The sequence below is a fragment of the Streptosporangium sp. NPDC005286 genome (assembly GCF_040607515.1).
GTDB lineage: Bacteria > Actinomycetota > Actinomycetes > Streptosporangiales > Streptosporangiaceae > Streptosporangium.
In genome coordinates, this window is record NZ_JBEXGU010000168.1 from 1 (window position 1) to 19,812 (window position 19,812).

The 19,812-nt window shown below is 69.8% G+C and carries 17 protein-coding genes; 13 read left to right on the forward strand and 4 right to left on the reverse strand.

Features of this window, described 5'->3' with window-relative positions; translation table 11 throughout:
* Window positions 1-101 precede the first annotated feature (101 nt).
* On the reverse strand, window positions 102-1,052 hold the full coding sequence (locus ABZU75_RS37865; protein ID WP_355565400.1) for a VOC family protein: 951 nt from the start codon (window positions 1,050-1,052) through the stop codon (window positions 102-104).
* 266 nt (window positions 1,053-1,318) lie between these two features.
* Between ABZU75_RS37865 and ABZU75_RS37870 the strand changes: the two genes are divergently transcribed.
* From ABZU75_RS37870 to ABZU75_RS37910, 9 genes are all read left to right on the forward strand, one after another.
* Complete coding sequence (locus ABZU75_RS37870; protein ID WP_355565403.1) at window positions 1,319-2,308, forward strand: ornithine cyclodeaminase family protein; 990 nt, start codon at window positions 1,319-1,321, stop codon at window positions 2,306-2,308.
* A 59-nt stretch (window positions 2,309-2,367) separates the two neighbouring features.
* Entirely contained in the window at window positions 2,368-3,384 is a 1,017-nt protein-coding gene (locus tag ABZU75_RS37875; protein WP_355565405.1) for a dihydrodipicolinate synthase family protein, read from the forward strand.
* A 219-nt stretch (window positions 3,385-3,603) separates the two neighbouring features.
* Window positions 3,604-4,311 (forward strand): GntR family transcriptional regulator, encoded by a 708-nt coding sequence (locus tag ABZU75_RS37880; protein ID WP_355565408.1) that lies wholly within the window; start codon window positions 3,604-3,606, stop codon window positions 4,309-4,311.
* Between the two features lie 261 nt (window positions 4,312-4,572).
* Entirely contained in the window at window positions 4,573-5,397 is an 825-nt protein-coding gene (locus ABZU75_RS37885; RefSeq protein WP_355565411.1) for a prephenate dehydratase domain-containing protein, read from the forward strand.
* Between the two features lie 43 nt (window positions 5,398-5,440).
* Entirely contained in the window at window positions 5,441-6,403 is a 963-nt protein-coding gene (locus ABZU75_RS37890; protein ID WP_355565414.1) for a cyclase family protein, read from the forward strand.
* A 42-nt stretch (window positions 6,404-6,445) separates the two neighbouring features.
* Complete coding sequence (locus tag ABZU75_RS37895; RefSeq protein WP_355565417.1) at window positions 6,446-7,912, forward strand: NAD-dependent succinate-semialdehyde dehydrogenase; 1,467 nt, start codon at window positions 6,446-6,448, stop codon at window positions 7,910-7,912.
* Between the two features lie 85 nt (window positions 7,913-7,997).
* Window positions 7,998-8,888: a fumarylacetoacetate hydrolase family protein gene (locus ABZU75_RS37900; RefSeq protein ID WP_355565420.1), complete on the forward strand. Its 891-nt coding sequence runs from the start codon at window positions 7,998-8,000 to the stop codon at window positions 8,886-8,888.
* Complete coding sequence (locus ABZU75_RS37905; RefSeq protein ID WP_355565423.1) at window positions 8,885-10,084, forward strand: CoA transferase; 1,200 nt, start codon at window positions 8,885-8,887, stop codon at window positions 10,082-10,084. The genes ABZU75_RS37900 and ABZU75_RS37905 overlap by 4 nt, the downstream gene beginning before the upstream one ends.
* Window positions 10,081-11,541 carry a carboxyl transferase domain-containing protein gene (locus ABZU75_RS37910; RefSeq protein ID WP_355565427.1) on the forward strand — a complete coding sequence of 487 codons (1,461 nt, stop codon included), beginning with the start codon at window positions 10,081-10,083 and terminating at the stop codon, window positions 11,539-11,541. The genes ABZU75_RS37905 and ABZU75_RS37910 overlap by 4 nt, the downstream gene beginning before the upstream one ends.
* A gap of 105 nt (window positions 11,542-11,646) precedes the next feature.
* Here the strand turns inward: ABZU75_RS37910 and ABZU75_RS37915 are convergent, their stop codons facing one another.
* Window positions 11,647-12,480: an ion transporter gene (locus tag ABZU75_RS37915; RefSeq protein ID WP_355565430.1), complete on the reverse strand. Its 834-nt coding sequence runs from the start codon at window positions 12,478-12,480 to the stop codon at window positions 11,647-11,649.
* A gap of 338 nt (window positions 12,481-12,818) precedes the next feature.
* On the opposite strand from ABZU75_RS37915, the gene ABZU75_RS37920 reads away from it, so the two are divergent.
* Together ABZU75_RS37920 and ABZU75_RS37925 are read left to right on the forward strand one after the other, a co-directional pair.
* A complete protein-coding gene (locus tag ABZU75_RS37920; protein ID WP_355565433.1) occupies window positions 12,819-14,180 on the forward strand; it encodes a hemolysin family protein in 1,362 nt (453 codons plus the stop codon).
* Entirely contained in the window at window positions 14,177-15,190 is a 1,014-nt protein-coding gene (locus ABZU75_RS37925; RefSeq protein WP_355565436.1) for a hemolysin family protein, read from the forward strand. Before ABZU75_RS37920 ends, ABZU75_RS37925 begins: the two co-directional genes overlap by 4 nt.
* 63 nt (window positions 15,191-15,253) lie before the next feature.
* Here ABZU75_RS37925 and ABZU75_RS37930 read toward each other — a convergent pair whose 3' ends face one another.
* Complete coding sequence (locus tag ABZU75_RS37930) at window positions 15,254-15,892, reverse strand: TetR/AcrR family transcriptional regulator (protein WP_355565439.1); 639 nt, start codon at window positions 15,890-15,892, stop codon at window positions 15,254-15,256.
* 126 nt (window positions 15,893-16,018) lie between these two features.
* On the opposite strand from ABZU75_RS37930, the gene ABZU75_RS37935 reads away from it, so the two are divergent.
* Entirely contained in the window at window positions 16,019-17,449 is a 1,431-nt protein-coding gene (locus ABZU75_RS37935; RefSeq protein ID WP_355565442.1) for a carboxylesterase family protein, read from the forward strand.
* Window positions 17,450-17,475: 26 nt separating this feature from the next.
* Here the strand turns inward: ABZU75_RS37935 and ABZU75_RS37940 are convergent, their stop codons facing one another.
* Window positions 17,476-18,321, reverse strand: a complete 846-nt coding sequence (locus ABZU75_RS37940) for an acetylxylan esterase (RefSeq protein ID WP_355565445.1) — start codon at window positions 18,319-18,321, stop codon at window positions 17,476-17,478.
* 160 nt (window positions 18,322-18,481) lie between these two features.
* Between ABZU75_RS37940 and ABZU75_RS37945 the strand changes: the two genes are divergently transcribed.
* Window positions 18,482-19,615 (forward strand): helix-turn-helix domain-containing protein, encoded by a 1,134-nt coding sequence (locus ABZU75_RS37945; protein ID WP_355565447.1) that lies wholly within the window; start codon window positions 18,482-18,484, stop codon window positions 19,613-19,615.
* Window positions 19,616-19,812: the final 197 nt, after the last annotated feature.

Consider the following 19,812-nt stretch of genomic DNA (forward strand, 5'->3'; position numbering starts at 1 on the left):
GTTCACTTACGGAGTGGTGGGCGCGGCCGCCCCACCGGCGTCCTGCCACGGGGTGGGAGGGTGGGGCGGCGTTTCCGGCCTCGAGCCGGTGCCGGCGAGCCTCAGGCGATGGAGTTCGCCATGTCGGCGACGCCGCTCTCCTCGGACACCCGTGGGAGAGGCGTGTCCGAGGTGGCCCCCAGCGGCGCGTTCCTGTCCAGGCCCGGGCTGCCCGCCTGCCACACGTCACGCGTGATCGGCGAGCCCTCCAGCAGGCGTGGCCGGTGGTCCGGGTCGACGATGTCGTGTTCGGTGCAGAACTCGAAGGAGATGCCGGTCATGGGGTCGGCGATGTAGACGCTGATCGAGCCGGACGCGGCGTGCCGAAGCACGTCCTTCTGAAGCTGCGCGCCCTGGCGCAGTGCGATGTTCCTGGCCCGCATCACGTCGTCGATGTTCTCCACGAGGATGCAGAAGTGGTCCATGGACCCGGCGCGCTGAGGGCTCGAACGGAAGATGCCGAGCGAGTGGTGGTAGTTGTTCGCCGACCGCATGAACACCGCATTGCGCTTGATCCAGTCCGACGCCCGGAAGCCGAGGACGTCGGCATAGAACCGATGCGCCGCGACGGGGTCCGACGAGAACCACACCGCGTGCAGCATCTCCGTCATGCGCACGGCGTCCTGAGCCGGCTTCACGGCACGGGACAGCATGTCGGTGTAGACATCGACCTCGACCCCGTCGGGATCGACGAACCGGAGACCGCGGTCGATCCCGTCGCCTTCCAGATCGCCGATCTCCTCGAACCGGATGCCGCGCTCGTCCAGTCGGTTCGCGACCTCGGACAGGGCCTCGTCACCCGTGAGCCGGAAGCCCACGCGCATCAGCCCGCGCCGGTGCCGGTTCTCCTCCAGCCGCAGCCAGTGGTGGTCGTAGCCGCCGCCGAGGAAGCTTGTTCCCGCGGAACGGTCGTGCACGGTGAGATGGCCGACGTTCGAGTAGAACTTCGTCGACTCGGCGAGGTCCGGGACACCCATCACGACGTATCCGAGACGCTCGACTGACTGCTCCATAATTCCTCCAGTTTCCGCCACTGCGGCCGAATTGCCGGTAATTGCGTGATTCTTGTCGCTCGTCAATGGCGGGTCCACCAGACGCCGCCCATCGCAACGCGCAAGGCGGGCGCGTTGCCGGTTGCTCGTCCTGAGGTAACCGGCGACTTGACGCGCGCAAAGTTGTCATTAGAGTGTATACAGTTGTCGGGTTGATGCAAGGTCATGGGCCGAGCCGTCGACTCCGTTCCACACGATCACTGGCGCCGCTTCCCGAGGAACCGCTTATGACTCTCCTGCTTGATGACCGTTCGGTGAGCAGCGTGCTCGACCCGGCCTCACTCGTCGAGGCGATCGACCGCGCCATCCGCGCCGACGCGGAAGTCCCTGCCGATGTTCCCGGGCGGGTGAACCTCTCGGGAGGTGGCAGGTTTTTCCGCATCATGCCCGCGGTGGTGCCCCGGTCGGGTGTCATGGGCCTCAAGGCGTTCTTCGGCGGCAACGGCGTGGGCGTCCGTTACCTGATCATGCTCGCCTCCGTCGAGACCGGCGAGGTTCTGGCGATGATGGACGCCTGCTACCTGACAGCGGCGCGGACCGCCGCGACGAGCGTGGTCGCCGCACGGGCCCTGGGGGTGAAGGCGACGCGCCTCGGCGTTCTCGGGTCCGGCCTGGAGGCCGAGGCACACCTGCGCGCCTTCGCCGCGGTGAGTGAGATCGACGAGGTCAAGGTGTTCAGCCCGAACCCGGCGAGCCGGGAGCGACTCGCCGGCCGCCTGCGCGAGGAGCTCTCCCTGCCGGTGGTGCCGGCCGGCACGGCCGCGGAGGCATGCGCCGACGTCGACCACGTGATCACCGCGACCAACACCGGCTATGGGGGGCCGATCGCGTGCGAGTCCGACTGGCTCCGGCCCGGTCTTCACATCAGCGCGATCGGCTCCACGCACCGCGACCTGCGCGAGCTCGACACGACCGTCTTCAGGCGTGCGGGAACCCTCGTTTTCGACGCCGATCCGGAGCAGGTCGCGGACGAGTCCGGCGACATCCGGGAGTTCGTCGACGGGGGCGGCAGCCTCAGCACCGTGCTACGGCTCAGCGACCTGCTCCAGGGCAAGGCCGCGCTTCCCGAGGCCCCACAGGGGGACCTCACCATCTTCAAGTCCGTCGGGACCGCTCTCCAGGACATGGTCGCCGCCGAGCTGGTGTACCGGCGCGCGGTCGAGGCCGGTCTCGGATCCACCTTGGACAACCTGGCCGTACCCAAGAGCCGCCGCTGACCGCCCTGGCATCTCAGCTTTCATCCACATGCACCTTTGACAGGGAGACGAATCCAATCATGACGACCACTATCGGCAGGCACGAGGCGCGCGACTGGGCCCGTGAGCACTTCCACGGCGTCAACAACGTGCTCATCCCGAGCTTTTCCGCTGATCTGACCCGCCTGAACGAACGCGGCATCCGCCACGATGTCCGACGGGTGATCGAGCTCGGGTTCACCGGCACGCTGCTCGTCAGCGAGATCAACATCACCCTCGACGAGTACGCCCGCTTCACCGAGATCGCACACGACGAGGCGGGTGACCGGCTCAACCTGATCTTCCACGCGTCGTTCAACACTCTGGAGGAGAACATCGCCGCCGCGCGGCGGGCCGCGGCGGCGGGAGCCCGCCTCGCGCTGCTGTCCTACCCGCCGAGCTTCCACCCGAGGTCCCTGCAGGAGCTCCACGACTACACCAAGGCGTTCTGTGACGCCACCGACCTGGCCGTCATCCTCTTCCCGATGACGCACTGGGGTTTCGAACGCCTCCACTCCGCCTCGTTGCCGGTCGACATGCTGGCCGACCTGGTCGACGCCGCGCCGAACGTCGTCTCGGTGAAGGCCGAAGGCGGATTCCCGTCGATCGCCGGCTTCGCACACGCCTGGCACCGGCTCTCGGAGAAGGTATTGATCACCATGCCGATCATCCAGGAGGCCATCGCACTGGCCGCGCTCGTCCCCCTACGGGTGATCGCGACCTCGAACACCGAGTACTACGGCGACACCGCCCCGCGGATGCTGGCCCTGGCCCAGGAGGGCAAGGTCGACCAGGCCATGGACCTGCTCTGGAAAATCGCCCCCGCATGGCGGGCCAACGGCAACGTGGCCCCGGTTCCGCACGCCCACTCCGTGAACCGGTCCGCGTGGAAGTACCAGGCCTGGCTCGCGGGCTTCAACGGCGGGCCGATGCGCGTCCCGGCGAACCGCCTGCACAGCGGCGAGATGGCGGCGTTCCGGCGAGCGCTGGTGGACTCGGGGCTTTGGGTGACGGACGACCCCGACGAGGAGTACTTTGTCGGGCGCAACCCGGAGTGATCACGTGGCGGAGCGTGACACGACTCGGGTGCGCTCCACCGAACCACCGGAGGTACCCGACCTCCGGGAACGCGCTCCCGCAGCACCGGTGACACAGGCTTGAGGGGAGGTCGGGATGACCTTTTATAGTTTCTGGCAACTGTATACGCATGAGGAACATATACTTGAGGGGTGCCGAAAAATACTCGAGGAGTGCCACAGAAGCCGACCGTCTCTCCCGTGAGCAGCGGAGCGCTCGGCAGCCTCGACCGGTCGTCCGGAGTCGCAGGTATGGGTGCCGTTTCACGCTCGACGCTCGGGGATCGTGTCTACGATCGCGTCCGTGAGGCCATCATCCGAGGAGAGCTCCCGGCCGGGACCGAGATCAACCAGGTTGAGCTCGCCAACACGCTCGGCGTGAGCCGGGTGCCGGTACGCGAGGCCCTGCGGCGGCTCCAGGCGGAACGCCTGCTCGACGCCAATCCCTTCCAGCGCTACGTCGTCACGCAGCTCTCCCAGGAGCAGGTGCTCGAACTCTACGACCTGCGCCAGACATTGGAGATCTTCGCCACGCTCCGCGCGCGATCTCGTCCCGATTTCCTCGACGTCGACCTTCCGGCGGCCCGGGCGGTCGCCGGTTCCATGGACCTGGACATGTCAGCCGAGGAGTGGCTCCAGGCGGACATGGAGTTCCACCACTCGCTGCACGGTCGCGGCTCCGCCGTGTCCAGCATCATCGACGAGGTACGGTTCCGGATCTACCGCTACGTGCACCTGGCCACTCCCGACCTCCCACGTCGCCAGGAGGTGCTCGCCGAGCACCAGGCCATCCTCGAAGCCCTCGAACGAGGCGACGAGGACGAGATCCGCACCCTGATCGAGGCCCACGTCGAGCACACGCGTGACCGGCTCGTCCACATGAACTGGAGCGAGGCCTCGGGCGGCTGAGATCGGAACCCGGACCTCTCCCCTCTCTCCCCGAAAGCCACCCGGAACTCACCGGCTCCGCACCCTGATCGGCCGCCCGTCGCGGCAGGCCACCGGGGTGTTCGAGCCGGTGTGCCCGTCCTCGGCGAGCACCCTCGCCACGCTGTGAGATAGGCCTCACGCCGAGCGCATCGTCGGCGGCCGGAAGGCATTGCCACATTGTCGATTACTGAATACACTTTTCATCGACTGAATACACTATTCACCTATTGAGAGGGTGCCGTGAGCGGTAGTGAACACCGGCCGGCGCGGCGGGTCGGCACGCTGGGCAGCGAGCTCACGTTCGCGGGGCAGGCGACGCGGGTGCTGCTCGGCCGCAGGCCCGGACTGGGCGGGCCGGAGTATTTCCCGACCATGGACGACGTCGTCGCCGCCGTACTCGACGGCAGGATCGACCTGGGGGTGCTGACGTCGGAGACCTCCAACACCGCGTGTACCGAGACCGCCGCCCGCATCCTCGCCGGAGAGCAGCTCTTCATCAGCGACGAGATCGTGGTGCCCTACCACTGCGCCCTGCTGGGCAGACCGGGCAGCCGTCTGGACGACATCAGGTATGTGGGCGGGCACGGCTCCATCCGACAGTGCCGTCGCTTCCTGAAGGAGCGACTGCCCGCCGCCACGGTCGAGATCCACCCGCAGAACTCCGTGGCCGCGGCGCGGGAGGTGCTGGCGGGTGACGGCTCGATGGCCCTGATCGGCACCGAGGCCGTGGCTCGGGCGCTCGGCCTGGACATCATCGAGCGCGACGTCGACGACGGCAGCGCCGGCGGGTGGTGGGCGCTCAGCTCAGCGCTGGAGGTCTCCCCCGGCGCCGATCATCTGGCGGTCCGTGTCGACGGCGGTGATGAGCTCGACGAGACTCTCGCACTCCTGGCCCCGCTCGGGTTGGCCGTGCGCACGATCACGAACGCGCCCACCGGCGAGATCTTCCGCTACCGCTACCTCCTGGTGCTGCGTACGCGGAGTGGTGAGCCCCTCACCGACCAGGCGGTCGGCGCCTTCGGCTCCCGGCTGGTCGGTGTCTTCACCACGTCGACCGCTTCTTGACCATTCCGCCCGCCGCCGCGGCGGGCATGACCTTGGAGGTGAGATGTCCAACTTTCGCGGAGCGGATGTCCTCGAGCGCTACATCAAGCAGTGCACGAACTGGGGACGCTGGGGCGAGGACGACTCGCTCGGGACGATGAACCACGTCGGGCCCGAGGAGGTACGGCGCGCCGCGGCCCTCGTCGAGCACGGCGTGACCATCTCCTGCTCGCTCCCCTACGACCAGCGAGGCCCTCAGACCGGAAGCCTGCGGGCCAACCCGCGCAACGTGATGACGGCGACGGGGGCGGACCACCTGGCCGGAGCGCAGGAGATCCTTCCGGCCGGGTTCGGCCCCGCCAAGGGGTACGGGCGTTCCGACGACATCCTCATCGTGCCCAACCAGGCCGGCACCCAGTGGGACTCGCTCTCCCACATCTTCTGGAAGGGGAAGATGTGGAACGGGTACTCCGCGGGTCTCGTCTCCTCCGCCGGGGCGGCCAAGAACGGCGTGGAGAACTACGCGGGCAAGTTCGTGATGCGAGGCGTGCTGCTCGACGTGGCCCGGCACCTGGGCGTGGACGCTCTCGAGCCCGGCCACGCGATCTCCGTCGAGGAGTTGGAGGCGACCGCGGAAGCCGAGGGCGTGCGGATCCAGCGCGGGGACGCGGTACTCATCCGCACCGGCTTCCTCGAGGCTCGCCGGCACGCGTGGGGCGACTACGCGGGCGGCGCCTCCCCGGGGGTGTCGCTGCACACCGCCCCGTGGTTCCACGAGCGGGAGATCGCCGCGGTCGCCTCGGACACCTGGGGCGTCGAGGTCCGCCCCAACGAGATCGACTGCTTCCAGCCTTTCCATGTCGTGGCACTGGTCCACATGGGACTGGCCATCGGCGAGATCTTCGACTTCCAGGAGCTCGCGACCGCCTGCGCCCGCCACGGGAAGTACGAGTTCCTCTTCACCGCGCCCGCGCTGCCCATCACCGGTGCGTCCGGGTGTCCCGTCGGCGGTGTCGCGGTGCTGTGAGGCAACGACGACCGTCTTGACACCGCAAGAGAGAAGGAACCGATGACCGCGTTCGCCACACCCACCCTTGCCCCGTCGCTCCCGGCCGTCCCGTCGACGCTGCTGGTCGGAGGGCGCTGGCGCCCGGCAGCGGGTGGAGCGACGTTCCCGGTGGACAACCCCGCGACCGGTGAGACGCTGATCGAGGTCGCGGACGCCGACGCGCGGGACGCGCTGGACGCGATCCGGGCCGCCGCCGATGCGCAGCCCGCCCTGGCGGCCTTGTCCCCCGCGCAGCGCGCCGCGTTGCTGCGCCGGGTCGAGGCCGCGCTGCGCGAGCGTGAGGACGAGCTCGCCCTGCTCATCACCCTGGAGATGGGCAAGCCGATCACCGAGTCCCGCGGGGAGGTGGCCTACGCCGCCGACTTCTTCGGCTGGTTCGCCGAAGAAGCCCTCCGCATAGGAGGGGACTACCGACTGTCACCCACCGGGCTGACCCGCATCCTCGTCCAGCGCAGGGCGGTGGGGCCCTGCCTGCTCGTCACACCGTGGAACTTCCCCCTGGCGATGGGGGCGCGCAAGATCGCCCCTGCGATCGCAGCCGGCTGCCCGTCCGTGCTCAAGCCGGCCGAGCAGACGCCCCTGACCAGCCTGCTTCTCGCGCAGATCATCGAGGAGGCCGGTGCTCCGGCCGGCGCGGTCAACGTCGTCACCACCTCCCGTCCTGCCGCGGTCGTCAGCACGGTGATCGAGTCCGGACTCGCCCGCAAGCTCTCCTTCACCGGATCGACCGAGGTGGGCAAGCTGCTCCTAGCCCAATGCTCGGCCCACGTCATGAGGACCTCGATGGAGCTGGGGGGGAACGCGCCTTTCATCGTCTGCGAGGACGCCGACCTCGACGCCGCGGTCGAGGGTGCGTTGCTGGCCAAGATGCGTAACGTCGGCCAGGCGTGTACGGCGGCCAACCGCTTCATCGTCGCGGAGTCGCTTGCCCCCGAGTTCACCGGCAGGCTCGCGGACCGCATGGGAGCGATGACGGTCGCCGCCGGCTGGCAGGACGGCGCCGAGGTCGGGCCGCTCATCGACGACGCGGCGGTCGCGAAGTTCGAAAGGCTGGTGGCCGACGCTCTCGACCGAGGCGCGGCGATCGAGGTGGGAGGCGGGCCGGCGAACGGCCGGTTCGTGGAACCCACCGTCCTGAGCAACGTCGCGCCGGGAACGACACTGCTCGACGAGGAGATCTTCGGGCCGCTCGCCCCGATCACCACCTTCCGCGAGGAGGAGGCGGCGGTGAACGCGGCCAACGGCACCCCGTACGGACTGGTGAGCTACGTCTACACGCGCGACCTGGAGCGCGCGCTGCGCATGGTCGGGAACCTCGCCTGCGGCATGGTCGGGGTCAACGTCGGCGTCGTGTCGAACGCGGCCGCGCCCTTCGGCGGCATCAAGCAGTCCGGGCTCGGCCGCGAGGGCGGGCTCGAAGGCATCGCGGAGTACCTCGACACGACCTACGCGGCGATCCCGGTCTGACGACGGGCGGGCGCACGCGGTGCGCCCGCCGAACTCGGACGGGAGCGGGCAGCAAGCATGGACTGGCACGTCAAGGAGATGACAAATGCCGACGCGCATCGTGGGACTGCGCCACACCGACGGATCGGTCCTGGTGGGGACCCTCACGGACGACGGCCTCGGGGTCGGAGTCCTCGCGACCCTGGAGGAGTTCTGGGCCGACCCCCGACGCTGGTTGACCGGTGAGCCGGCCGCCGAGCGGGTGGTGGCCGCACTGCCGCTGGACGATGTCGAGTTCGTACCTCCGGTGCTGCCGGGCGCGAAGGTCATCTGCATCGGGCTGAACTATGTCAAGCACGTCGCGGAGGGGTCCTACGCGAGCGAGGGTGTGCCGCAGTACCCCACCCTGTTCGCGCGGTGGCCGAGCTCGCTCACCGTCGGAGGCGTGGGCATCCCGGTGCCGCCCGACGAGGACGGTGTGGACTGGGAGGGTGAGGTGGTGGCCTGGGTCGGTGCGACCCTCGTGGACGCCACGCCCGAGGACGCCTTGGCGGCCGTGGTCGGCTACTCCACGTTCAACGACGTGACCTCGCGCCGGGCACAGAAACTCACCTCCCAGTGGACGCTGGGCAAGAACGGAGACCGTTCCGGTGTGCTCGGACCGCTGGTACCGGCTGCCGAAGTGGGCGACCTGCGTGACGGGCTCAAGGTGGAGACGCGCGTGAACGGCACCGTGGTGCAGCAGGGCAGCACCGACGAGATGGTCTACACGGTCGGTGACACGCTCTCGCTCATCAGCCGGACCCTCACCCTCCGCCCCGGCGACCTGCTCGCCACCGGAACCCCGTCGGGGGTCGGCTACTCCCGGACACCGCCGTGGCTCCTGCACCCCGGCGACGAGGTGGAGGTCGAGGTGGAGCGGCTCGGCGTGCTGCGGAACCCGGTCGTGGCCAACCAGGAGCGCCACGAGGCGCTGGGATCGGGCGCGTCCGCATGAGCACCACCCTTGGATCCAGCCCGGCCGGCCCCCTCGAGGGCGTGCTCGTGGTCGACCTGTCCCGCGCCTTGGCGGGACCACACGCGACGATGATGCTGGGCGACCTCGGTGCCCGGGTGGTCAAGATCGAGGCACCAGGGCACGGAGACGACACCCGAGGCTGGGGACCGCCCTTCGCCGGGGACGAGAGGGAACGGGAGTCGACGTACTTCCTGTCGGCCAACCGGAACAAGGAGTCCGTCTGCCTGGACCTCAGGGACGACGCCGACCGCGAGGTCCTGCTCGCCCTGGTGCGACGGGCGGACGTGCTGGTGGAGAACTTCCGGACCGGAGTCATGGAACGGCTCGGGCTGGGCGCCGACGTGCTCGGAGAGCTCAACCCGCGGCTCGTGCAACTGTCGATCACCGGCTTCGGCCACGACGGCCCCGAAGGCGGCCGGCCGGGCTACGACCAGATCGCCCAGGGTGAGGGAGGCCTGATGTCCCTGACCGGATCGGCGCCGGACGACCCGCAACGGTTCGGGACGCCGATCTGCGATCTGCTCGCCGGCATGTACGGCGCCTACGGTGTCCTGGCGGCGCTGCGCCAGCGTGAGTCGACCGGACGAGGCCAGGTCGTACGCACCTCGCTGCTGGCCGCGGCCGTCGGCGTCCACGCCTTCCAGGGGACCCGCTGGACGGTCGCCGGCGAGGTCGGGCGGGCGGGCGGCAATCACCACGCGTCCATCTCGCCCTACGGGCTCTTCCGGTGCGCCGACGGAGCGGTGCAGATCGCCGTGGGGAGCGAGGGGCTCTGGCAGAGGTTCTGCGCGGGCTTCGATCTCGACCCCGAGGAACCGGGTATGGCCACGAACGCCCAGCGCGTCGCGTCCCGTGAGGAGGTCATCGAGCTGGTCGAACGGGCCTTCGCGAACCGGAGCGCCGGCGACCTGCTCGAACGGCTGCGCGAGCTGGGCATACCGGCCGGCAGGGTGCGCACCCTGGACGAGGTCTACACCTGGGAGCAGACCCTGAGCCAGGGCCTGGTCATCGACGTCACGCACGAGACCCTGGGCCCGCTCACGCTGCCCGGGCCACCGCTGCGCTTCTTCGACCCGTCCGGGCGAGAGCACACCCGGACCGCGCACCGGCCGCCGCCCGTCCTCGACCAGCACGGGGAGTCGGTGCGGCGCTGGGTCGGCGACGTGGTCCGATGACGCATCGGCTGGGCGCCCTCGAACTGATCGAGGCGAACGTCGACCCGGGCTCCTGGCATTCGTGGGACGTGCCCGTCGCCCCCGCCGACCGGGATCCCGAGTACGAGAAGGCACTGTTCCAGGCTCGGGAACGTTCCAGCACGGACGAGGCCGTTGTCACCGGCCGGGCCCGGATCGGGGGTCACGACGTGGCGCTCGTCGTGAGCGAGTTCCGCTTCCTCGGCGGGTCGATCGGCCGTGACGCGGCCGGGCGCATCGTGGCGGCCGTGCGCCGCGCGACGGCCGAGCGGTTGCCCCTCATCGCCGCGCCCTCCTCCGGCGGCACCCGGATGCAGGAAGGCACGCCGGCCTTCGTCATGATGGTCGACATCTCCCGGGCCGTCGTCGAGCACAAGGCGGCCGGTCTGCCGTACCTGGTGTATCTGCGACACCCCACCACGGGAGGGGTGTTCGCATCGTGGGGGTCGCTCGGGCACGTCACCGTGGCGGAACCAGGCGCCTTGATCGGCTTCCTGGGCCCATCGGTCTACGAGGCACTCAACGGGCATTCGTTTCCCGGCGGTGTCCAAGTGGCCGAGAACCTGGCCGCCAAGGGAGTCATCGACGCGGTCGTGCCCCCCGACCGGCTCGCCGGCGTCGCCTCGAAGGCACTCGCCCTGCTGACCGGGCCACCGGCCAGACCTGCGAGCGTGACCCGGGCGCGGGTCCCCGACAGCGCCGTGGTGACACTCCCGGGGGATCCATGGCACTCCATTCGGCTCAGCCGTCACCCGGACCGTCCAGGTGTCCGTGAGCTGTTACGCATCGGGGCCGACGAGGTCGTCACCCTGTCGGGGACGGGTGCGGGTGAGCTCGGCCAGGGCATGTTGTGCGCGCTGGCCTCCTTCCACGGGGTCGCGTGCGTCGTGATCGGTCAGGACCGACGCGCTCAGGCCGGCAAAGGCCCGCTTGGCCCCGACGACCTGCGTGCCGCGCGCCGCGGCATTCATGTCGCCCAGCAGCTGGGACGCCCGCTGGTCTGCGTCGTCGACACCCCCGGGGCCGAGCTCTCGGCAGAGGCCGAGGAGCGGGCTCTCGCCGGAGAGATCGCACGTTGCCTGGCCGACCTCGTCCAGCTCACCGTGCCGTCCGTGTCGGTACTCCTGGGAGAGGGGTGCGGCGGCGGAGCCCTCGCCCTTCTCCCCGGCCGAGCGTGCATCGCCGCCGAGCACGCGTGGCTCTCGCCCCTGCCGCCAGAGGGTGCGAGCGTGATACTTCACGGTCACACCCGGCTGACGGCCGACATGGCACGCAGGCAACGTGTCGGCTCCCACGAGCTGCTGACGGACGGGGTGGTGCAGGTTCTCGTGCCCGAACCCGTTCCCGCGCACGAGAACCCCGAAGACTTCTGCCGGAGAGTGTCCGCGGCGATCGGGTCGCAGCTGCTCCAGCAGCTCGCCGCGTACCGGAGTGGCTAGGCGACGGCCTTGATGCCGGCCCGGCCTGCCCTGGCGGGCCGGATCCCGCGCCCGCCAGAGCACGTCCCCGGGAGATCCCGGATGGGCCGACCTTTCATCGGCCGGTCACCGGGAGCGGCGGGCGGCGTTCTTGCGCGGCGCCTTGACGGGCTGAGCAACTCGGGGAACACCCTGTATCGCGTCGATCCTGGCGTGCAGGCGGGCGAGCTCGCTCAGGATGGCGGTGAGCTGGTCCTCGGTCCGCTGTTCCTCGGCGGAGGTGTTCTGGTCGTCCATGGCGTTGACCACGACGGCGATGAACAGGTTGAGCACCACGTAGGAGGACATCAGGATGTAGCCGACGAAGAAGACCCACGCCCAGGGCTTCTCCGCCATGACCGTCTGGGCGATGTCCGGCCAGGCCTCACCGGTCATGACCTGGAACAGGGTGAACAGCGACGTCGGCAGCTCGTCGAAGTGCTCGGGGGCGATTCCGCCGAACAGCTGGGTCGCGAGGACCGCCGAGACGTACATGACCAGGAGGAGCAGCCCGACGATCGCGGCCATCCCGGGCATGGCCGCGAACAGCGCACCGACGACCTTGCTCATGCTGGGAACCACCGAGACCAGGCGCAGCGCCCGCATGATTCGCAGGGCCCGCAGCACGGAGGTCGGGCCGGACGCCGGGATCAGCGCGATGGTCACGATGGTCGCGTCGAACCAGTTCCACGGGTCCTTGAAGAACGCGCCCCGGTAGGCGTAGAGGCGGGCGGCGAGTTCGACGGTGAAGATCGCCAGGGCGATCCGGTCGACGGCGTGCAGGAACCCGCCGATCCGGTCCGTCAGATAGGAGGAGGTCTCACAGCCGATCGTGATCGCGTTGATCACGATGACGGCTATGACAACCCGCTGGAAGAGCCGGGTTTCAAGGAAGGAACGAATACGTTCTCGCCCTGGCAAGAGGTCAGCTCCCGGAGGGGGGGGAAGGGGTCAAATGCCGATCATCGTAAGCCCGTACAGGTCAACCCTGAAAAGATCTGAATGTATGACATACGCCATAGGGGGAACCTGGCCGATTTGCGGAGCGTTGACCTTGGTGAAGAACCCCGAAGCGGGCCGGCTCCAGAAGATCGGCTAGCGTTGCGGAAACGGAGATCCTCCCGCGTCGACGACCCGGGAGGACATGAGCCGGCCACCAGGGCCGGATGAAAGGGCAAGGTGGTGGTGTCCGTGTCGTCGGACTCCGGCCATAGCAGAGACCACATCAGAGACCGTCGATCACGAGGCAGGCAACCGAGGTGAGCATCGCCCTCGGCCTGCTGGCCGTTCTGCTGTTGACCCTGGCCACCGGCTACTTCGTCGCCCAGGAGTTCGCCTATGTCACCGCCGATCGCCTGGCTCTGTCCCAGCAGGCCGCCGAAGGCGACAAGAAGGCCGCCCGCGCGATCAAGGTCATGGAGCGGCTGTCGTTCATGTTGTCGGGCGCCCAGCTCGGCATCACCGTCACCGCCCTGGTCGTCGGCTTCATCGCCAAACCCGCGCTGGCCGAGCTGATCGCCCCGGGCCTGGGCGCACTCGGCGTCCCCGAGGGCGCGACCGGCGGCATCGCCCTGGTGCTCGGTTTCATCGTCGCCACCGTGATCCAGATGGTGCTGGGCGAGCTCGCCCCCAAAAACCTCGCGCTGGCCAGGCCCGAACCGCTGGCCCGCGCGCTGGCCTCCTCCACCCTGGCCTACCTGGCGATCGCCGGGCCGATCATCCGGCTGTTCGACTCCGCGGCCAACAGGCTGCTGCGCGCGGTCGGCATCGAGCCGGTCGAGGAGCTGCACCACGGCGCGACGCTGGAGGAACTCGGGCACATCATCGGTGAGTCCGAGGCCTACGGGCACCTGCCCGGCGACCAGGCGGACCTGTTGGAGCGGGCACTGGCCTTCTCCGAGCGCACCGCCGGGGAGGTCATGGTCCCGCACGCCGACGTCGTCAGCGTCGCCGGTTCGGCGCTGATCCCTGAGCTGGACGAGCTGATCTCCCGCCACGGGCACACCCACTACCCGGTGCTCGGCGACCGCCTGGACGACGTGATCGGCATCGTGGGCCTGCGCGAGCTGGCGGCGATCCCGGCCGACAAGGCCGCGGACACGCGGGTGGCCGACGTCGCCCGCGAGGTCCTGATGGTGCCCTTCTCCGTCTCGCTGCCCGACCTGGTCGCCCAGATGCACGCGCGCGATGAGGAGGTCGCCTGCGTCCTCGACGAGCACGGCGGCCTGGCCGGACTGGTCACCTGGGAGGACGTCGCCGAGGAACTCGTCGGGGAGATCGCCGATGAGAACGACCTCGACATCCCCACCGTGGTCGCCGTCGGCGACGGCTGGGAGATCGACGCGGGTCTACGCATCGACGAGGTCTCCCTGGCCACCGGGCTGGAACTGCCCGACGAGGACGACTACGACACCGTCGGCGGGCTCATCCTGCAGCGCCTGGCCCGCTTCGCCGCGGTCGGCGACGTGGTCACCGTCGACCTGGTCCCCTCCATGGCCGAGCAGGCCCCCACGCATGCGGAGATCGAGGTGCTGACCCTCGACCGGCACGTACCCGAGCGGGTCCGCCTGCGCCCCTTCCGGAACACCGAGGCGAGCCAGGAAGGCGAGGAGGAGAAGTGAACCTGCCCACCGGCATTCTGCTGACCGTACTCCTTCTGATCGGCAACGGCTTCTTCGTCGCCTCCGAGTTCGCCCTCGTCGCGGCCAAACGGCACCGCCTGGAGAAGGCGGCCGCGCACGGTAGCCGCGCCGCCGCGGCGGCCGTGAAGGGCATCCGGGAGCTGTCGCTGATGCTCGCCGGCGCCCAGCTCGGCATCACCCTGTGCTCTCTCGGCCTGGGCGTGGTGTCCGAGCCGCTGATCGCCGGCAGCCTGACCCCGCTCTTCGGTACCCTCGGCCTGCCCGAGGCCGCCGCGCACGCGGTCGCCTTCGTGATCGCGCTGGCCATCGTGACGTTCCTGCACATGGTGATCGGTGAGATGGCTCCCAAGTCATGGGCCATCGCCCACCCCGAGAGTTCGGCGACGATCCTGGCGCTGCCCTTTCGCGGCTTCACCGTGGCCGTCCGGCCGATCCTGACCTCACTCAACGGCGTCAGCAACCTGCTGCTGCGCATGTTCCGAGTGGAGCCCCGCGACGAGATTTCCAATCCTCGCACCCCCGAGCAGTTGCAGCACCTGGTGGAGGAGTCGCGCCGGCTGGGCCTCATCGAGACCGACGACCACGCGGTGCTCACCCAGGCCCTGCACGCCCCGAACGCGTCGATCGCCTCGCTCACCATCCCGGTGAGCGACATCGCCGGAGTGCCGGCCGACGCCTCGGCTCAGGAGATCGTCGGTGCCTCGGCTCGGACACGCCGTACCCGCCTGGTGGTGTGGGACGGTGATCGCCCGGCGGGGGTGGTCCACGTCCGGGACGCCTACCTGGCCCGCAGGCGCGGCACCCGGATCCGCGCCCGGGACATCGCCTACCGGCTGCCCGAGCTCTCAGCGGAGACCTCGATCTCCCAGGCGGTCGCCGAACTACGTGCCGCGCACAGCCAGCTGGCGCTCGTCCGGACCGCGAACGGCTCCCTGGCCGGACTGGTCAGCCTGGACGACCTGCTGACCACCCTGCTCATCCCGGCGTAGGACCGGACAGTCCGGGCGCCGCTCCCCCGATCGGCGCCCGGACCGGCGGGGCTTGTCCGCGGGTCAGCGCGGGATGGTCGCGCCGGCGATGCGCAGGGCGAGGTCGGCGTAGGCGTCGGCGACCTCTTCCGGTGTGTAGGGCACGCCCGTGCCGTACCAGCCGGCCACCCGCATGCCCATGCCGCTGATGGCGGTCATCGCGAGGAAGGTGTCGGGCATGTCGAAGAGGCCCTGAGCCAGGCCCTCGTTGAGAATGTCGATGAGCAACCGCCTGCCACCGGCGCGGATCGACAGCACGGGGGCGGCCATCTCGGGTGAGAGGGCGTGCAGTTCGTTGTTGGCCACCGTGGCGAGCAGCGGATATTCGGCGTGAGCCAGCACATGCTCTCGTACCACGGCTCGCAGCCGTGAGACCGGGTCGGTGCCGCCTGCCCGCAGCAGCCTCCCGTGGTGGTCTTCGTGGCCGATGCGGATCAGCTCGGCCAGGACGTGCTCCTTCGCCGGGTAATGCGCGTAAAGAGTGGCCGAGCGGATGCCACACGCCTCGGCCAGGTCTCTGATCGAGGCGCCGTGAAAGCCCCGCTCGGCGAACAGGCGTAGCGCCTCCCGCAGGATCCGGCCTTTGGTGCCCTCCGGCAACACGCCGGGTGGCAGCCGAACCTCGTCGGCCGCGATCCGCCGCTGCTCTGTGGGTATGGTCATGTTTCCTGCCGATCGATCGTTCTTCCTCGCCCCATTGTGCCCTGGGGCGAAGCCGGGGAGCATATGACACGATCGATCGATCGTTAGGGAAGGTTAGGATCGGTGGAACCGACCGGGAGGGAACCGATGGAAGCGATAGTGGCCACCGAGCAGGGGAAGGTACGAGGCAGGCTCGATGACGGTGTGGCGGTTTTTCTCGGCATTCCGTACGCCGCTCCGCCCTTCGGGCCCCACCGCTTCAGGGCTCCGGTCGAGCCCGAAGCGTGGGAGGGCGTCCGGGACGCGCTGGAGTTCGGCCCCACCGCGCCGAAGCGGCCCTATCGCCGGCCCCTCGACCGTTTGATCCCCGATCCGGACATCCCCGGCGACGGCTGCCTCAACCTCAACGTCTGGACCCCCGAAGGAGCCGACGGCCTGCCCGTCATGGTGTGGATCCACGGTGGGTCACTGCGCAACGGCTCCTCCAGCGTGCCGGTCTACGACGGCCGTGCCTTCGCCCGCGACGGGATCGTGCTGGTTTCCATCAACTACCGGCTCGGCGTCGAGGGCTTCGCGGTCTTCCCCGACGCCCCCGCCAACCGCGGCTTGCTGGATCAACTCGCCGCACTTCGCTGGGTGCGAGACAACATCGCGGCCTTCGGCGGCGACCCGGGCAACGTCACCGTGTTCGGCGAGTCCGCGGGAGCGATCAGCATCGGGGCGTTGCTGACCAGCCCCCGTTCGGCCGGCCTGTTCCGCCGTGCCGTACTGCAGAGCGGCCCGCCACATGCCGTACCGTCCGAGGCCGGGGCCAGGATCACCCGGGTCATCGCCAGAGGTCTCGGCATCGCTCCGACCGCCGCCGCCTTCGCGGCCGTGGACCGCGAACGGCTGCTCACCGCGCAGGCCGAGGCGACGGCCAAGGGGAACCCGATCAGCGGCGGTGCGGGGTTCGAGATCGTCCTGGACGGCGACGTCGTCCCCGCGCACCCGATGGACGCGCTGAAGGCGGGCGTCGCACGCGACGTCGACCTGCTGCTGGGCGCCAACACCGAGGAGTACCGGCTGTGGTTCGTACCCACGGGGGTGGTCGACCGCATCGGCGGTCTCACCCTGCGGCTCGCCATGGCCAAGTTCAAGATCAAAGGTTCGCTGGCCAGGCTCTACCGGGCGAACCGGCCAGACGCCCGGCCCGGTGAGATCCTCGGTGCTCTCGCCACCGACCTGTTGCTCCGCGTGCCGCTGAACCGGCTGGCCGACGCACGCGCAGGAGGTGGCAACACCTACATGTACGAGTTCGGCTGGCGCTCGCCGGTGGACGGGCTCGGCGCCTGCCACGCGCTGGAGATCGGGTTCGTCTTCGACACGCTGCGCACCTCGGCACAGCTGGCCCTGGCGGGACCCGAAGCCCCCCAGGAACTGGCCGACGCCATGCACCGAGCCTGGATCGCCTTCGCCGTCTCCGGCGATCCAGGCTGGCCCGTCTGGGACGGGACCCGTCCGGTGATGTTGTTCGATCATCCGGGCCCTGACCTCGTCCGCGCGCCGCGTGACGACGAACTACGCCTCTGGCGCTGAACAGGGCGAGGCCGCGGGGGGCCGGGTCAGAGCGCCGGGCCCGGTACCTGCAGCGCCGGCTGGTTGCGGCGGACGTCGGACCAGGTCCGGGTGTCGGCGCAGATGCGACATCCGGCGCCGAAGAACTCGCCGCGCGCCTCCTCGTCGCCCATGAGCTGGAAGCGGAACCACGCCGTCGTCGGGCCGGCGAAGGGACCGGGGGCGCCCACCACGGTGAAATGGTCGGCCCCCCTGACCTCGCCGTAGATCGCCGGGATGTGGTCGGCGTCGTTGTAGAAGGCCTTGACGAGAGCCGGCCACACGACGATGTCGTACTGCCCGGCCAGGATGAACATCGGGCCGTGCACCGTGTCGACGTCGGCCAGCGGTCCGGGCTGGATCGGGATGATGGTGTCCACCCGGGGATCCGCGCCGACGACGATGGCGGCCGCACCGCCCTGTGAATGGCCGGACGCGCCGATGCGGTCCAGGTCGACGTGGCCGTAGAAGATGCTGCCGGGGTCGGCGTTCCGTTGAGCCAGCAGGTCGATGCCCGCCCGCATCGAGATGCCCAGGTTGGACTGCGGTGTGTTCGCCGCCGCCACGATGAAGCCGTGGCTGGCCCAGTGGAGCAGCAGGTCACGGTAGACCACGGGGAAGGCGAACGTACCGTTGCCCCAAATGATCACTGGATGACGTCGAGGGCTCTGCGCGATGTCTCGCGGGTAGTACAGAGTGGTCACCAGCCCCACGTCCACGGCCGTGGCGTAGGGGCCCGCGGCGCTCCACTTCCTATCGACGGAGGGGAAGCCGGTGTCGGCGCCGGCCGCGTGCGGGGCGGCGGTGAGGGCGAGGACGAGTGCGATCAGGGGGACGAACAGCCTTCGGAGCATGGGGGGTTCTCCTGACAGGGGGACGCCGAGAGGTGAATCCCGTGTTACGCCGGATTCACTTCTCGTTTGATTGCACATCCTGAACGGGGGAACGCCCGCCGTCTCTCCGCACTCGCGGCAATGATTGACGTCGTGGTTTGTGCAATGTGACGATCCGTGGATGCTCGCCCTTCACGCCCGCATGGCTCCACGTGTCAGGGAGCTCACCGCGGCGGTGGTCGCACGGTGTGAATCCGAGGTGCCCTTCTACCGGCAGTTGCCCAAGGACCTCCTCGACGAAGAGGTCAGCCGGTCGGTCGCGGCTGTCCTCAGGCTGTTACTACGGGCGCTGCGGGAGGGCCGCGCCCTCGGCCCCGGCGACCTGACCGAGCTCATCGAATGGTCCGCGCGGCGCGCCGAGGAGGGCGTCCCGCTGGAGGCGGCGCTCACCGCGTACCTCGTCGGCGCCGAAGTCTGGTGGCGGGCCCTGGCGGAGACCGCCGACCGTGCGGAGCTGGCCGAGGCGGGCCTGAGCCTGCTCGGCTGCTTGGGCTCGGCCATGCCCGCGGTCGCCATCGCTCACGTACAGGCACAGGACGACATGCGCAGCGACGACGGGAAAGTACGGCGGGCGCTGATCACGGCATTGCTGACCGGGCAGCCGCACGAGGCCCTGGCGGAGGCGGCGCGGGTCACGGTCGCGCCCGCCTACGAGGTCATGGAGATCCGGTTCGCCGAGGACCCGCCGGCCGACCGCCGCACCGTCAGGCTCACGCAGTCGGCCCTTGACGCCCACACGGGAACGCCCGTGCTCACCATGCTGGACCACACCGGGGGCTTCGCGCTGTTGCCGGCGACGCTCGACCTGCCGGCCCTGGTCGCCAGGATCGCCGAGGCCACCGGCCAGCCCGTCGTGGCGGTCACGGCCCGGGCCGCGGAGCCGGACCTCATTCCCGGGGCCGCCGAAGAGGTGCGCGGGGTGATGAAGATCGTCCAGCGCCTCGGCCGACCGGCCGGCCTCTACCGATTCGACGACGTCCTGCTCGAATACCAGCTGGCCCGGCCCGGCAGCGGCCTCGCCCGGCTCGCCGCCAAGCTCGACACGCTGGACGATCACCCCCACCTGGTCGAGACCCTGCGCGCCTTCGTCAACCGCGGCCACAACCGAAGCCGCACCGCTCAGGACCTGCACATCCACCGCAACACCCTCGACTACCGGCTACGCAGGATCACCGCTCTGACCGGCCTGGACTTCACGATCCCCGCCCAAGCCCGCCTTCTGGAAGCCGCCCTCACCGCCAGAGACCTCACCTGACGCGTCACGCCGTCCGGCTGCGGGCGAACAGCGGGCAGTGGCGAGTCGCCTCTCCGAGAGGGGGTTTCATGAGGTTGCCGTCGCGTGAGTCGGCCCCCCCCGGGGCGGGGGCGGGGCGGCACCCGCCGGCGCCGCGGGGCGGGTCAGTGGGGGGGGGGGGGTGGGGGGGTGTGGGGCGGGTGGGCGGGGCGAGGTAG